The 14319-nt window shown below is 70.8% G+C and carries 10 protein-coding genes and 1 pseudogene; 3 read left to right on the top strand and 8 right to left on the bottom strand.

Annotation, left to right across the window (positions count from 1 at the left end; genetic code table 11):
• Positions 1–10: 10 nt before the first annotated feature.
• Together ABD073_RS06625 and ABD073_RS06620 are read right to left on the bottom strand one after the other, a co-directional pair.
• Positions 11–370 (bottom strand): NADH-quinone oxidoreductase subunit A, encoded by a 360-nt coding sequence (locus ABD073_RS06625; protein WP_343873194.1) that lies wholly within the window; start codon positions 368–370, stop codon positions 11–13.
• A gap of 58 nt (positions 371–428) precedes the next feature.
• Positions 429–1763, bottom strand: coding sequence for a geranylgeranyl reductase family protein (locus tag ABD073_RS06620; RefSeq protein ID WP_386751704.1), 1335 nt, complete (start codon positions 1761–1763; stop codon positions 429–431).
• 270 nt (positions 1764–2033) lie between these two features.
• Between ABD073_RS06620 and ABD073_RS06615 the strand changes: the two genes are divergently transcribed.
• On the top strand, positions 2034–3281 hold the full coding sequence (locus ABD073_RS06615; protein WP_343873191.1) for an isochorismate synthase: 1248 nt from the start codon (positions 2034–2036) through the stop codon (positions 3279–3281).
• A 177-nt stretch (positions 3282–3458) separates the two neighbouring features.
• On the opposite strand, the pseudogene ABD073_RS06610 reads toward ABD073_RS06615, so the two are convergent.
• Together ABD073_RS06610 and ABD073_RS06605 are read right to left on the bottom strand one after the other, a co-directional pair.
• Positions 3459–5000 (bottom strand): annotated as a pseudogene (locus ABD073_RS06610) (DUF6297 family protein); the annotation flags it as partial.
• A gap of 76 nt (positions 5001–5076) precedes the next feature.
• On the bottom strand, positions 5077–5733 hold the full coding sequence (locus tag ABD073_RS06605; RefSeq protein ID WP_343873190.1) for an ABC transporter ATP-binding protein: 657 nt from the start codon (positions 5731–5733) through the stop codon (positions 5077–5079).
• A gap of 73 nt (positions 5734–5806) precedes the next feature.
• Here ABD073_RS06605 and ABD073_RS06600 point away from each other — a divergent pair, with 73 nt between their 5' ends.
• The gene (locus tag ABD073_RS06600; protein WP_343873189.1) at positions 5807–6520 is read left to right on the top strand and encodes a demethylmenaquinone methyltransferase; all 714 of its coding nucleotides are present in this window, start codon (positions 5807–5809) and stop codon (positions 6518–6520) included.
• Between the two features lie 14 nt (positions 6521–6534).
• Complete coding sequence (locus tag ABD073_RS06595) at positions 6535–8265, top strand: TM0106 family RecB-like putative nuclease (protein ID WP_343873188.1); 1731 nt, start codon at positions 6535–6537, stop codon at positions 8263–8265.
• A 32-nt stretch (positions 8266–8297) separates the two neighbouring features.
• Here ABD073_RS06595 and menD read toward each other — a convergent pair whose 3' ends face one another.
• The 4 genes from menD to ABD073_RS06575 all read right to left on the bottom strand — a co-directional run bounded on the left by menD (position 8298) and on the right by ABD073_RS06575 (position 13654).
• A complete protein-coding gene (gene menD, locus ABD073_RS06590; RefSeq protein WP_343873186.1) occupies positions 8298–9935 on the bottom strand; it encodes a 2-succinyl-5-enolpyruvyl-6-hydroxy-3-cyclohexene-1-carboxylic-acid synthase in 1638 nt (545 codons plus the stop codon).
• Complete coding sequence (locus ABD073_RS06585) at positions 9932–10873, bottom strand: o-succinylbenzoate synthase (protein ID WP_343873185.1); 942 nt, start codon at positions 10871–10873, stop codon at positions 9932–9934. The genes menD and ABD073_RS06585 overlap by 4 nt, the downstream gene beginning before the upstream one ends.
• Before the next feature lie 85 nt (positions 10874–10958).
• Positions 10959–12680, bottom strand: coding sequence for a glycoside hydrolase family 3 protein (locus ABD073_RS06580; protein WP_343873184.1), 1722 nt, complete (start codon positions 12678–12680; stop codon positions 10959–10961).
• 26 nt (positions 12681–12706) lie between these two features.
• A complete protein-coding gene (locus ABD073_RS06575) occupies positions 12707–13654 on the bottom strand; it encodes an HAD family hydrolase (RefSeq protein ID WP_343873182.1) in 948 nt (315 codons plus the stop codon).
• Positions 13655–14319 lie beyond the last annotated feature (665 nt).

The following is a 14319-nucleotide window of genomic DNA, read 5'->3' as shown; positions in this document are numbered from 1 at the left end:
TGCTGGGGACTCAGTCCCAGTCGAGGCCGCCGCGGCGGTAGACGTAGATGTAGGCGATGAAGATGGTCAGCATGAACAGCAGCATCTCCACCACCGCGAACAGGCCCAGCTGGTTGAAGCTGACGGCCCACGGGTAGAGGAAGACGATCTCGATGTCGAAGATGATGTAGAGCATCGCGATCACGTAGTACTTCACCGGGAAGCGGCCGCCGCCCTGCGCCTGCGGGGTGGGGTCGATGCCGCACTCGTATGTCTCGTGCTTGGCACGGTTCTTCCGGGTCGGGCTGAAGAGCAGGTTCAGCGCCACCATCACCAGGACGAAGACGGCGCCCAGACCTGCCAGGCCGGCGATCGCGATGTAGGGATTCATGGCCGTTGGCCCTTCCTCGGGAGTGCGTGGTTCGAAGCTGTCAGGAGACGGTGCGCGCTCATGCCTTGGGCACCACCCTGGTCAGCGTGTTGATGATGTGGTCGTCCAGGTCCCCACCCCGCTGGTCGGTGAGGTTGGCGAGCAGCTTGTGCACCAACCTCATCAGCCGCTTGCGGGGCAGCCCGTACCTGATGCACACGTGCATCACGTGGGGGTTGCCGATCAGCTTGGCAAAGATGTGCCCCAGCCGGAAGTAGCCCCCGAAGGAGCGCTTGAGGTGGCTGGCATAGCCCTCCAGCGCGCGCTCGGCCGCAGGGCTGCCGATGCCCCGGGCATGGGCCTCGGCGATCGCGTCGGCCGCCAGCTCGGCGGCCTCCAGCGCGTAGTCGATGCCCTCACCGTTGAACGGGTTCACCATGCCGCCGGCGTCGCCCACCAGCAGCAGGCCACGGGCGTAGGCGGGCTTGCGGTCGAAGCCCATCGGCAGCGCGGCGCCGCGGATCGCACCGATCCGGTTCCCCTCGCGCAGGCCCCACTCCGTCGGCGTGGCGTCCAGCCAGCGCTTCATGAGCTCCTTGTAGTCGGTGGTCTGGAAAGCGTCGGAGGTGCTGAGCATGCCGAGGCCGACGTTGACCACGCCGTTGCCCATCGGGAAGATCCAGCCGTAGCCGGGCAGCACGTCGGAGGAGTGGGGCTCGCCGTCCCACAGCTCCAGCCAGGACTCCATGAAGTCGTCCTCGCCGCGCGGGCTGCGGTAGTAGGCGCGCACCGCGACGCCCATCGGGCGCTCGTCGAGCTTCTGCACGCCCATCGCCACGCCCAGCCGGGAGCTGACGCCGTCGGCGGCCACCACCACCGGAGCCATCCACCGACGGCCGTCCTTGGTGGTGACCCCGATGATCCGATCGCCCTGCTCGTCGAGCACCGGACCGTTGACGGCGGCACCCTCCACCAGCTCGACGCCCAGCGAGGCAGCATGGCGAGCCAGCTTCTCGTCCAGCTCCATCCGGGCGCAGGTGAGCCCGAAGTTGGGGAAGTCGGTGAGCTCGGGCCAGGCCATGAACAGGTCCTTGCCGGAGGCTTGACTCAGCTCGCCGCCGTAGATCCGCAGGCCCTCGTTGCGGTGGAAGCCGTTGGCCTCGCTGATGTCCACGCCCAGCTTGACCAGGGCGCGCACCGCGCGCGGGGTGAGCCCGTCGCCGCAGATCTTGTCCCGCGGGAAGGTGGCCTTCTCCAGCAGGGCGACGGACAGGCCACGGCGTGCCAGGTGGGCCGCGGTGGCCGAGCCGCCGGGGCCGGCGCCCACGACGACGACGTCGAAGCTGCGCTCGGATGCCGACGGTGCGGCCTCGGACCGGGTGGCGTCGACCGGCCGGCCGGGCCTCGTGGCCATGCCGGGCTGCTCAGTCTGCGACATCCTCACCCCTGATCCATGAGAACCCCCGGACCAGTGACCGGTTGGCGCACTGCGACAGGTGGCGGGGGGTCTTCGGAGCTGAGTCTAGGCCCATTCCGGCAGTGGAACCCAAATGACGCCCCGCATGGACCTGCAGGCCCGCTTTTCGCCGTACGACAAGGAGAAATGACCTCGAATTAGACAAGGAAAAAGTTTCCCAATTAGGTCCATTTCAACGCTGGGTCGGCCGCTGGCTAGCATGGGCAGGTGATCGTCAACCCCGGCTCCGAGCGCCTGCACGCCCGCACCGTCGCCATCGACGACCCGGGCAACCTGGAACGCTTCCTGGTCCCCGGCCAGTCGCAGGCCTTCCTGCGTCGCGGCGACGGCGTGATCGGGCTGGGCGAGGTGGCCCGCTTCAGCGGTGACACCCCGCAGGCCGCCGACGTCTGGTGGGGCGAGTTCTCCCAGTCGATCGAGAACGAGACCGAGCTGTGGGGAGTCTCCGGCACCGGCCCGATCGCCTTCGGATCGTTCACCTTCGATCCCGACCACTCCGGCGAGCTGTCCACCCTGGTGGTGCCCGAGGTGGTGCTGGGGCGGCGACGCGGCCAGTGCTGGATGACCCGGATCGGCACCGGCGAGGTGGTCGACCAGATGCCCGAGCTGCAGGGCGAGCCACAGGCCCCGGGCCGCGTGGAGCTGGTGGAGGGCAGCCAGGGTGCCGAGCAGTGGGAGAAGACCGTCGCCGAGCTGGTGGCGCTGATCCGGGCCGGCCAGGTGGACAAGGTGGTGCTGGCGCGCGAGCTGGTGGCCCGCACCGAGCTGCCGCTGGACCCGCGCTGGCTGGTGCTGCAGCTGGTCAACCGCTATCGCGACTGCTGGACCTACTTGGTGGACCAGATGGTGGGCGCCTCGCCGGAGATGCTGGTGCGCACCGAGGGCGGCCTGGCTGCCTCCCGGGTGCTGGCCGGCACGGTTCGACGTCCGGAGGCCGCCGATGCCAGCGAGCTGGCCAGCGTGCTGACCGGCTCGGCCAAGGACATGCGCGAGCACGAGTTCGCCGTGGAGAGCGTGACCCAGGCGCTGGAGCCCTTCTGCACCGGCATGAACGTCCCGGACTCCCCCTTCGTGCTGGAGCTGCCCAATGTGCTGCACCTGGCCACCGACATCACCGGCGTGGTGCGCCCCGGCACCTCGAGCCTGGCCCTGGCCTCGGCCCTGCACCCCTCGGCGGCGGTCTGCGGCACCCCCACCCCCGTGGCCCGCGAGCTGATCGCCGAGCTGGAGGATCTGGACCGCGGCCACTATGCGGGCCCGGTGGGCTGGATCGACACGGCCGGTGACGGCGAGTGGGCGATCGCCCTGCGGGGTGGTCAGCTGGATGTCACCGACGAGCACCGGATGCAGCTCTTCGCCGGGTGCGGGATCGTGCGCGACTCGGTACCCGAGGAGGAACTCACCGAGACCGAGGCCAAGTTCGCCCCGATGCGCCAGGCACTGCTGGGCGACTGAGCCGGGCCGGGCGGCCTGCTGACCGCCCCTCGACCCGTGGGCAGCCCGGGTTCGCTACTTCTTGCGCGGCGCGCGGGTGGCGCCTCCCTTGCGCTGCACCACCTTCTTGCCCTGGGGCTGGCTGCCCTTCGCCTGCCCGCCCGGGGACTGCTTGGCGCCGGCCTGCTGGGCGGGCCGCTTCTGCGGGGCGCCGGCCGGCTTCTTGCCACCTCGCGCCTCCTCCAGCAGGCGCTGCTGCTCCTCGCGCTGCGCCTGCAGCGCCTCGGGATCCATGCCCCCCATCCGCAGGATCGAGAAGGCGACGGCGGCGATCACCAGCGAGAACCACGGGCTGAGCCCGAAGACCACCGGGAGGGTGATCAGCGCCACCATGTCGAAGCCGCGCACCAGGTTCATGGCCAGGCCGGGCGGCAGCGCGCCAGCACTGGTGGAGACCATGGGCGAGGAGTAGTCGGCCGGCTTGGCGCTGACCCAGCGCACCGCGCCCACCAGGCCGGCGGCGGTGCAGGCCAGCGCCACCATGGAACCCTGCGCGAAGCTGCGGCGCACCTCGGTGCCAACCCCCATGAAGGCGGGCGTGACGGCGATCCACCAGAGCAGCGCCAGGACGCTCGGCACGATGGTGGCCGCGGTGCGGATCTCGGAGGTGCTCATCGGCAGGCAACGGGCCAGGCCCTTGGTGCGGGAAAGTACGCGCAGACTGCCGAAGAGCGGGATCAGCGCGGCCAGCAGCACCAGGGCGGAGATGGCGACGTTCAGCGTGCCCAGCCCCAGCGCCTGGACCGAGTAGGGCACCAGCACGCTGGCCAGCAGCAGGAGCAGAGGGCGCGGGAAGCGCACCAGGCGCTGCAGGTCGCGCCAGACCAGCGCCGTGGTGCCATGACCCCGGCCACGGGTTGGGCGCACGCTGCCGCGCGCCATCGCCTCGCGCTCCACCAGGATGTCGCGCATCAGACCGAAGTCGAGGGCGAACATGGCGCCCTGCATGCCGGCGGCCAGCGAGCCGCCGGAGAGCAGCCGGGCCCGTCGAATGGCATTGAGCCGGGTGCGGGCGAGCAGACCGCCCGCCAGCAGCAGGACCGTCCCGAGCGCCCCCACCAGACCGGCCAGCTGGGCCGTGCGGCTGGCGGAGATGTCCAGGTGCAGGCGTCCGGTGGCCGTGGCCACCACGGCCAGCATGGTGGCCATGGCGGCCAGCCAGGCCAGGCCCTGCAGCAGGCGCACCGGCAGGGTGCGCTCGGCGCCCTGCTCGGCCGCGGCGAAGGCCACGATGCCGGCGGCGCCCAGGGCGGTGGCCACCACCCAGGCGACCACGTCGAGGCCCGGGGAGCCGGTGAGCGCCGCCACCAGGCCACCCAGCACGCCACCGGCGGCCAGCGCCAGGCCGAGCGCCAGGGTGAGGCGGCCGCGCAGCAGCCGGGCGCGCTCGATCGGGGCGTCCATCAGCCAGAAGCCCTCGGCAGCGGAGGCCAGCACCGGACCGAACATCCGGCACAGGGCCAGCGCACCGCCCAGCACGCCGAACAGGGCGGCCCAGGGCAGCAGCCCCCGAGCGGAGGTGCAGGCCAAGGTGTCGCACTCACCGGCGGTCTGCTGCGCCCGGATGAGCACATTGGCCACCATGGCGCCGACCATCACGAGGGCGAAGACCATCACGTAGGCGTCGGAGAGCGCCTGGCGCAGGTTGCGGGTGGCGCGGCCCTGGCGCCAGTCCTTCATCAGCAGCCGCAGCTGCTTCTCGTCGGCCGCGTACTCGCTGGCCAGCGGTTCGGCGGTCTCCACGACGGTGCCCTGCTCACTCACCGCGCGGGCCTCCCAGCTCGACGGAACGGGCTCCGAGCGCCGCCACCAGGCTGGGCTCGTGGGAGGCCATCACGATGGCCAGGCCCTCGTCCATCTCGCGTCGCAGCCGGCGCCCCAGCCAGGCGATGCCCTCCACGTCGAGCCGCTGCTCCGGCTCGTCGAGCACCAGCAGCTTGCGGGGCCGCACGAAGGCGGTGGCCAGGGCCAGGCGGCGGCGCTGGCCGGAGCTCAGCGTGCCGGGCAGCTGGGCGGCCTGCGGCACCAGCTGCACCTCGTCCAGCACCTCGTCGACCAGCGCATCGGGATCGGCCAGGCCATGGGCCCGGGCCAACAGGTCGAGGTGCTCGACCACCGACAGGTCGGGGAAGAAGTCCAGGTCGTCGATCACGGTGGCCACGTTGCGGCGGACCTCGGGGTTGATCTCGTTCATCGGCATGCCGCAGACCTCGATCGTGCCCTCGGTGGGGCGGTCGGCGCCGATGACGCAGCGCAGCACGGTGGACTTGCCGGCTCCGTTGCGTCCCGTCAGGGCGACCGCCTCGCCCTCGGAGACGGTGAGGTTGAAGTCGTCGACGATGACGTGCTCGCCGTAGGACTTGGTGAGTCCGCTCACCTGCAGGACGGTCTTGCGCTTGGCCATGGTCCCCATTGTCCCCCACCGGCGAAGCGACGCGCGCCACCACCGACGGCGCGCGCCGGGCCGCGCGTCGGCAGGTGTGCGGATGTGGAAAACTGACGGGGTGTTCGAGACCCGTGCCACCCTTGCCAAGCGACGCTCCGACGTCGCCCAGATGTTCGACGGCGTGGCCCAGCGCTACGACCTGATGAACGACGTGATGACCTTCGGCCTGCAGCGCCAGTGGCGACGCGACACCGTCGAGGCCGTCGACCCGCGCCCGGGCCAGCTGGTGCTGGACCTGGCCGGCGGCACCGGCACCTCCGCGGCCACCTTCGCGGCGCGCGGCGCCGAGGTCTTCCCCACCGACCTGAGCCTGGGCATGCTGCGGGTGGGCCGGGAGCGCGAGCCCGGCCTGCAGTTCGTGGCCGGCGATGCCCTGCAGCTGCCCTATGCCGACGACACCTTCGACACGGTCACCATCAGCTACGGGCTGCGCAACGTGGAGGACACCCTGGGCGCGCTCACCGAGATGCGCCGCGTCACCAAGCCCGGTGGCCAGGTGGTGATCTGCGAGTTCAGCCGCGTCACCAACCCGGCCTTCGGCCTGGTCTACGAGCAGTGGCTGCCCCGCGCCATTCCGCTGCTGACCCGCTTCTCCTCCAACCCCGCCGCCTACGAGTACCTCTTCGAGTCGATCCTGGCCTGGCCCTCCCAGGCCGAGCTGGCCGAGCTGATGGAGCAGGCCGGCTGGAAGGCCGTCGGCTATCGCAACCTGAGCCACGGCATCGTCGCCCTGCACCGCGGCTGGAAGGCCTGAGGCACCGCACGCCCATGATCCTCCTGGACCCCTACGCCGCACGCTCCTGCCCGGTCAAGACGCAGAACCGCCACGACCCCACCGTGGTGGCGCAGCCGAGCGAGCCCGACGAGGCGCTGCAGGAGATCTTCGCGGGCAGCAAGGCCCACGAGGACGAGATGCTGCGCCAGGTGGCCCACGGCACCGACGTGGTGGACCTGCGCGACGACGAGGCGGACTCCGAGACCCGGGTGCAGCGAACCCTGGCTGCTCTGGCCGAGGGACGGCGCGTGGTCGTGGGACCTCGGTTGCCGGTGGACCTGGCAGGCCACCGGATCGGCGCCCCGGACCTGCTGGTGCGCGGAGCGGACCGCGCCGACGGCCGTCCCGGCTACCTGCCGGTGGAGGTGAAGCGGCACCGCGTCGTCGAGATGAACAACCAGCCGGACCAGGCCGCCAGTTTCAGCCGACTCGCCAGCCCGACGCGACGCTTCGAGGTGCCCGGGATGAGCTTCAAGCCCTCGCGTGAGGGCGACCTGCTCCAGATGGCCCACTACTGGCGCGTGCTGGAGGCCGCCGGCCTCGAGGCCGGGGGTGTGCCGACGGCCGGCGTGATCGGCACCGACAGCCTCAAGGGCTCCTCCGAGCCGGTGATCAGCTGGGTGGAGCTGACCCGCAAGTTCATCCGCACCTTCTCCCGCACGGCAGCCACCGGATGGAAGCAGCGCAGCGCCCTGGAGCGCTACGACCACGAGTTCGGCTTCCGGCTCAAGGTGGCCCAGGTGGCCCAGCAGCGCACCGGTGGGGCCGACGACCCACGCCCGATGGTGGCGCCGATCGTGGTGCGCGAGTGCGACCACTGCGTCTGGTGGGAGGTCTGCAAGCCACAGCTGGGCGAGGACGACCTGAGCCTGCGGATCAGCAAGAGCCCCCTGGACGTGCGCGAGATCAGCGTGCTGCGCAGCCACGGCGTCAACACCCTTGCCGACCTGGCCCATGCCGACGTCGAGGAGCTGATGACCAGCTACCTGCCGGAGGTGCGCCACCGCTCCGGCGCCGACTCCCGGCTGCGGCTGGCCACACGCCGCGCCTCGCTGATGCTGGCCGGCGTGGAGCTGGAGCGCCTCACCGGCGATCCCATCGACCTGCCCGATGCCGGCCTGGAGATCGACTTCGACATCGAGACCTCCGCCGGGGACCGGGTCTACCTGTGGGGCTTCCTGCTGCACGACCGCGAGGCCGGCACCGAGCCGGTCTACCGCGCCTTCGCCCGCTTCGAGGACCTGGACAATGCCGGCGAGGTGGCACTGGCCGCCGAGGCGATCGGCTGGCTGGACGAGCTGCTGCAGGCCCGCCCGGACAGCTTCGTCTACCACTACTCCGACTACGAGGTGGTCCACCTGCTGCGGCTGGCCCGACGCAGCCAGGAGCCCGAGGTGGTGGCCGCCGCGAACCGGGTGCGCGAGCGCTTCGTGGACATGTTCACGCTGGTCAAGGAGCACTTCTTCGGCACCTTCGGGCTGGGTCTGAAGGTGGTGGCCCGATCCGGGCCCGGCTTCGAGTGGCGCGACGACGACCCGGGCGGCCTGAACTCGCAGAAGTGGTTCGTCGACGCCGTGCACTCCCCCACCCAGGCCGAGCGCGACGAGGCCCGGGTGCGGGTGCTGGAGTACAACGAGGACGACGTGCGGGCCACCCACCACCTGCGCGCCTGGCTGCGCAGTCTGGAACTGGCCTCCGACGAGGAGCCCGAGGCCCAGGCCTGAGGGCTGCGCGGCCCTGGGGGCTGCCCGGCGGCTCAGAGCGCGGCGTGCCGCTGGGCCCAGGCGCGACGGTCGGTGCGGCTGACCCGCACCACCAGGACCTCCGGGCCGCGCGGCGGGACCGCGAGCCGGCCGCGCAGCTCGTCGGCCAGCTCCACCTGCGCCACCTGCCAGCCGTGGGCCGCACCCAGCCCGGCGATGTCGGCAGCGTGCGGGGTGCCGAAGACGCGCTCGAAGCTCTCGGCGTGCGCCTCACCACCCTGCTCCAGGGTGTGGAAGATACTGCCGCCCCGATCGTCCACCACCACCAGGCGCAGCCGTGCCGCCTGCTCCAGCGTGCCCAGCCACAGCCCGCCCGCGTCGTGCAGGAAGGTGAGGTCACCCAGCAGGCAGGTGGTGGGCTCACCGGTGGCCAGGGCGACGCCGGCGGCGGTGCTCACCACCCCGTCGATGCCGGCCAGGCCGCGGTTGGCCCAGACGGTGGCGGGCGCGAGCTGCGGATCGGTGGGCGCCAGGTCCGCGTCACGCACCGGGTTCGAGGAACCCAGCACCAGCTGACCGCCGGCGGTGGCGCGCACCACGGCCCGTGCCACGGCGTGGCCGCTGAGCGGCGGCTCGTCGAAACGGTTCTCCGGCCGCTCGGCCAGCTCGATGCGGGTCTGCAGGTCCAGGTCCGCGGTGAGCCAGCGGTGGAACCAGTGGCGCTGCGGCTCGTCGACCGGCTCCAGCTCCACGTCGTCGACCACCCGCTGCACGCTGAAGCCGGGGTCGGCCCAGCCGGCCCGGCCGCTGACCACCACCACCTCGACGTCACGACGCCGCAGCAGCTGGGTCACCGGGCGTGAGAGCGTCGGGTGGCCGAAGACCACCACCCGCTCGATCTCACCGCCCAGCTCCTGCTTGCCCAGCAGCAGCCGGTAGCTGCTGATCGCGCGGCCGAAACGGGCATTGCTGGAGGGCTCGGCCAGCAGCGGCACCCCGGCTGCCTCGGCCACCTGGTGGGCCCGGCGGCCCAGCGCCGGCGGGGCGTCGCCGGCCAGCACGACGGTGCGCGGGCCCGCGGGCAGCCGTACCGGCGGCGAGGGCAGCGAGGCGTCCACCTGCCAGGACGGCGGCCGGTCCAGCTGCTCGTCGGTGGGCATCAGCGGCTCGTCGAAGGCCAGGTTCACCTGCACCGGGCCGGGCTGGCGCGAGCGCACTCCCTGGGCGGCCACCACCGCATGGCGCAGCTGGAAGCGCCAGGCCGCGACATCGCCGGTGCGCGAGCTGAGCCGCACCGCCGCACGCACCTGGTTGCCGAACAGGCCGGCCTGGTCTGCGGTCTGGTTGGCCCCGGAGTTGATCATGGACACCGGGCGGTCCGCGGTGAGCAGCAGCAGGCCGACGCCGGCATGGTTGGCCTCCATCACGGCGGGCGCCAGGTTGGCCACCGCGGTGCCCGAGGTGGTCACCACCGCCACCGGATCACCGCTCGCCTTGGCCATGCCGAGGGCGAGGAAGCCGGCCGACCGCTCGTCGATGCGCACGTGCAGCTCCACCTCCCCGGCCCGCGAGGCACGCTCCAGGGCGATGGACAGCGGCGCATTGCGCGAGCCGGGTGCCAGCACGACGCGGCGCACCCCCGTCTGGCGCAGTTGCTCCACGACGGTCAGGGCCAGCAGCCAGGAGCTCATCGCGCCTGCTCCAGCCGACGGGTCCAGAAGTCCGCCCGTCCGGGCTCCGGCGCGTAGCGCGCCAGCTGGGTCTCGGAGGGCTCCACCGTGGCCACCGGCAGCACCCCGTCGATGGCCACCAGCGGCGGATCGGCAAGATCATCATCCAGCAGCCGCACCGTGTTCAGCCCGCAGGCGAAGGGCAGCTCGGGCAGCGCGGCGGCCAGCGCGATCCCCATCCTGATGCCGATCGCGGTCTCCAGGGCAGAGCTGACCACCACCGGCATCCCAAGATCATCGGCCAGCTGCAGGCAGCGCCGCACCCCACCCAGCGGCTGCACCTTGAGCACGGCCACGTCGGCCGCCTCCAACTGCTTGACCCGCTCAGGGTCCCCGCTGCGACGGATCGACTCGTCCGCCGCGATCGGCACGTCGACGCCGTGACGCACCAGGTCACGACGCAGCCGCGCCAGGCCCTCGGTGGTGGCCACCGGCTGCTCGGCATATTCCAGCTCGAAGCGCGCCAGCTCCCGCAGCGCGGCCAGCGCCTGGTCGTGCTCCCACAGTCCGTTCGCGTCCACCCGCACCCGCCCGCCGGGCCCCAGGGCGTCGCGCACCGCCTCCACGCGAGCAAGATCATCGGCCAGCGATTGCCCCGGCTCGGCCACCTTGACCTTGGCGGTGCTGCACCCGCTGCCACGGACCACCTGGTGGGCCTGCTGCGCCCCGACGGCCGGCACGGTCACGTTCACCGGAACGGCCTCGCGCACCGGCTCCGGGAAGCCCTGCTCGGCGGCCTCCAGGGCGGCGGTACGCCAGGGCCGGATCTCGTCGCCGTCGTAGTCCAGGAAGGGGCTGAACTCACCCCAGCCCGCCTCGCCCCGCAGCACCAGCCCCTCGCGCACCGTGATGCCACGAAAGCGGGTGCGCATGCCGATCCGGTAGGGGTGCAGTTCCATGCTGACACCCTAGCGAGGGCCGGACAGATCCCCGGCCCTCGCTGGTTCGTGCCTACCGCGGGTCCACCGCGACGCAGGTCTCAGCTCACAGCCGCGCCTGCCACTTGCCGGCCCAGACCAGGTCGTTCGCGGTGCCCTTGAACTCGCTCGTGCCCTCCAGCTTGTCCAGCACCCCGGCGATGATGTCGGGATTGGAGGCATAGGCGTTCACGTAGCACTTGACCATGGTGATGTCGTGCAGGTGGGTGGTGAAGTTGTGGCTCACCGCGAAGGTGGGCACCTCGTGCACATACCAGGGGATCTCGTTGCCCATGGCGGTGCTCCACTGGATCCGATAGTTGTTCTGGGCTCCGTAGCCCACCACCTCGGCGATGAAGAGCGCGGCATCGGTCTCGGCCTTGAATTGCTCGATGGAGCCCTTCACCCGGCTGCCGTTCTCGTGGACGGTGGGCTCGTAGCCGCGGCGGGTCAGCTCCTCGACATAGGTCTTCACGGTGGCGTCGTTGCCGGAGTACAGGCCACCCTTCTCGCCCGCCACGTAGTACAGCCGGATCCGCTTGTGGTCGGTGGGGTTGAGGGGCAGCTGGTCCAGGCTGTTCTTGACCAGGGTGATGCCCTTGTCCGCTGCCTGGCGGCGCATCTCGAGGTGCTCGGGGCAACCCACCACCTCCAGCTCCTCGGGCCGCTTGGCCAGGGTGCCGGCGGCCTGCTTCTCGTGCAGCCGCAGCTTGGCCTTCAGGCCCAGGATGCGGCGCAGCGCGTCGGTCATCCGCTCCTCGGTGATGACGCCCTCGCGGTAGCCCTGCAGCATGTAGGTCCAGTCCTCGTCGATCTGGTTGAAGAACAGGAACATGTCGCAGCCGGCGGCGATGGCGCGCGGCACGTAGTCCTTGCGCTGCATCGCGGCGGTCATGCCGAGCATGTGGGAGGCGTCGGTGATCAGCATGCCGTTGAAGCCCAGCTGCTCCTTCAGCAGGCCGGTGGCCAGCTCGGGGGCCAGGGTGGCGGGCAGGATGTCGGCATTGGACAGCGAGGGGTCCAGCTTCTTCTGGTATTCGGGCAGCGCGATGTGGCCGGCCATGAACATCTCCACACCGTTGTCGATGTGGTGGCGGTAGACCTTGCCGAAGCTCTGGTCCCAAGCCTCGACGTCGAGCTCGTTGACGCCCAGCACCAGGTGCTGGTCGCGCTCCTCGGTGCCGTCGCCGGGGAAGTGCTTGATGCAGGTGACGATCTCGCTCTCCCGCAGGCCCTCGATGTAGGCGCTGGTGTAGGTGATCACGTCCTCGGCGGTGGTGCCGTAGGCGCGGGTGTTCACGATGGTGTTGCGCCAGTTGAACAGGATGTCGACGCAGGGGTCGAAGTTCGTGGTGACGCCGAGCGCGGTGGCCTCGCGGCCGGAGACGTAGCCGGCATCGCGCGCCACCTGCGGGTCGCGGGAGGCCTCGCACTGGGCGCCGGAGGCGATGTAGGTGCCGTCATTGCAGGCGCCGTTGCCGCCGGCGTCGCAGTTGGCGGCCACCAGCAGCGGGATCTTCGACTCGGCTTGCAGCTGGTTGATCAGCTCCTGCACCTGCTGGGCGGTGCCGCCCTGGTAGCGCGCGCCGCCGATGTGGTACTTCGCCAGGATCTCGCCATTTGTCAGCGCATTGCCGCTGAAGGCGTCCTCGCCGAAGAAGAACAGGTTGGTGAACAGCTGGCCGACCTTCTCCTCGTCGCTCATGGCGGAGATGGTCTGCTCGACCCAGTCGATCTGGCCCTGGTCGAGGTTGTAGGGGGTGGCCGTCAGGTCAACGAGCTGGGGCATGGGTGGGTCCTTTCGTCGGGGTGGTCTCAGGCCTTGACGACCGGTGCGGAGACCTTCGTGGTGCCGGAGAGGGTCTGCCACGGCACCTCGTCGGGCAGGTAGGTCTCGAACTCGGCGATCAGTGCGGCCTGGTAGTCGCCGGCGAAGCTGCCGTCCAGGAAGCGGGGCAGCGCCTCGTCGACGAAGCGCGCCCAGCTCTCCTTCTCGTGGCCGGGGTTGATCGGGTAGTAGAGCACGCCCTCCTTGGCGGCGGCGTCGCGGTCACCGGGGGCGTCGCCGATCAGCATGATGTGCTGGTCGTCGGGGTACTTGCCCTTGGCGGCGTAGTGCACGTGCTGCGCCTTGCCGCCCATCTCCTGGCCGGCGATCACCTGCATGTAGCGGGCCAGGCCGTGCTCGCCCCACTCGCGCTCCAGCGCCTCCAGCGGGGTGGCAGAGACCGTCATCTCGTCCACGTGGTCGTACATCGCCTCCATGGCGCGCTTCACCCCGGGGAAGGGGCCGCAGCCGTGCACCATGTCGGCGATGCTGGCATTGACGCCGTTGCCCCACCGGATGCAGCGGTCGATGGTCTCCGAGGGGTGCTCCGCGGCATAGGCGGCGATGCCCTTGTCCGAGAGCGGGAAGCCGGACTCGATGAAGGCGCTCAGCTCGGGGTACTCGGGGATCTCCACGCCACGCTCGGCCACCTCGGTGCGGTCGCGCAGCAGGTCGAGCAGCCGGCGCAGGGCCAGCCAACGGTTCAGGCCGCGGGTGACCGAGCCGAGGTTGACGAAGATCGCGGTCTCGCGGGCCAGCGTCGAGATGGGCTGCAGGTCGAAGTACTTGATGTAGCACGGCGTGAAGCACTCCTGGTGCTTGATGTCCATGGCATCCATGGCACAGCCGTCGGAGTCGATGCCGACGAAGAACTCCTTGGTGGGTTGGAAGTCGACGAGCACCTGCGCTGCCGGGGGGACCTGGATCTCGGTCATCTGCACTCCTTCGTACTGGGTGCTCCCATCACATCTCGGCCCGGGCCGCACCGACAGCGGTTGCCAGCCTTTGCCGGTCGGGCCTCGGTCCTGCTCCCCGCCGGCCGCCGGCTGGGCGGTCGCCTGCGCCCGGGGGCAAGTCGAAGAAGTGAAGTGATGAAGTCGAACAACTGTGGCCGTCTCGCCAACGCCCGAAAAATTTTCGGAGAACTGCTGTCAACAAGGCTTGACGCGCGTCCAGCGGCAGGGCGCGAGGCCCTCGGACGGCCATTGAAGCCTGAGAAGCCTTCAGGATTTGAACCTGCCAGAGGTTCTCTGAACGAATCTGAACCACCTAGTCAGTCCGGCCCAGGGCGGTGTGGATCCGTTACCAGCCAGGGACTTGGTGCTTGCACCCTGCAAGCGCAGCGCAGCCTCGGGGCACCGGTCCCGGAATCGCCGGGCTCGTTCAGGTTTGCTGCGGATTTGACCGATCGGCCGGTGATGGGATCGGTCCGGATCGTGGCTAGGTTGTCTGCCGAGGTCAACGGTGACACTTCGCCCCCGAAGAAGTAGCTCCCGGACCTCGCACCCCCGCCGCGCGGACCACCACCCCGGTCCCGCGGCGGGTGTCCGGTACCGCACATCCCCAAACCCCCCGGGCGGTTGCCGGACCCGGTGGTGGG

Origin of the sequence: Luteococcus peritonei, from assembly GCF_039526385.1 — a bacterium.
Taxonomy (GTDB): domain Bacteria; phylum Actinomycetota; class Actinomycetes; order Propionibacteriales; family Propionibacteriaceae; genus Luteococcus; species Luteococcus peritonei.
This window is presented reverse-complemented; position numbering and strand designations above follow the sequence as displayed.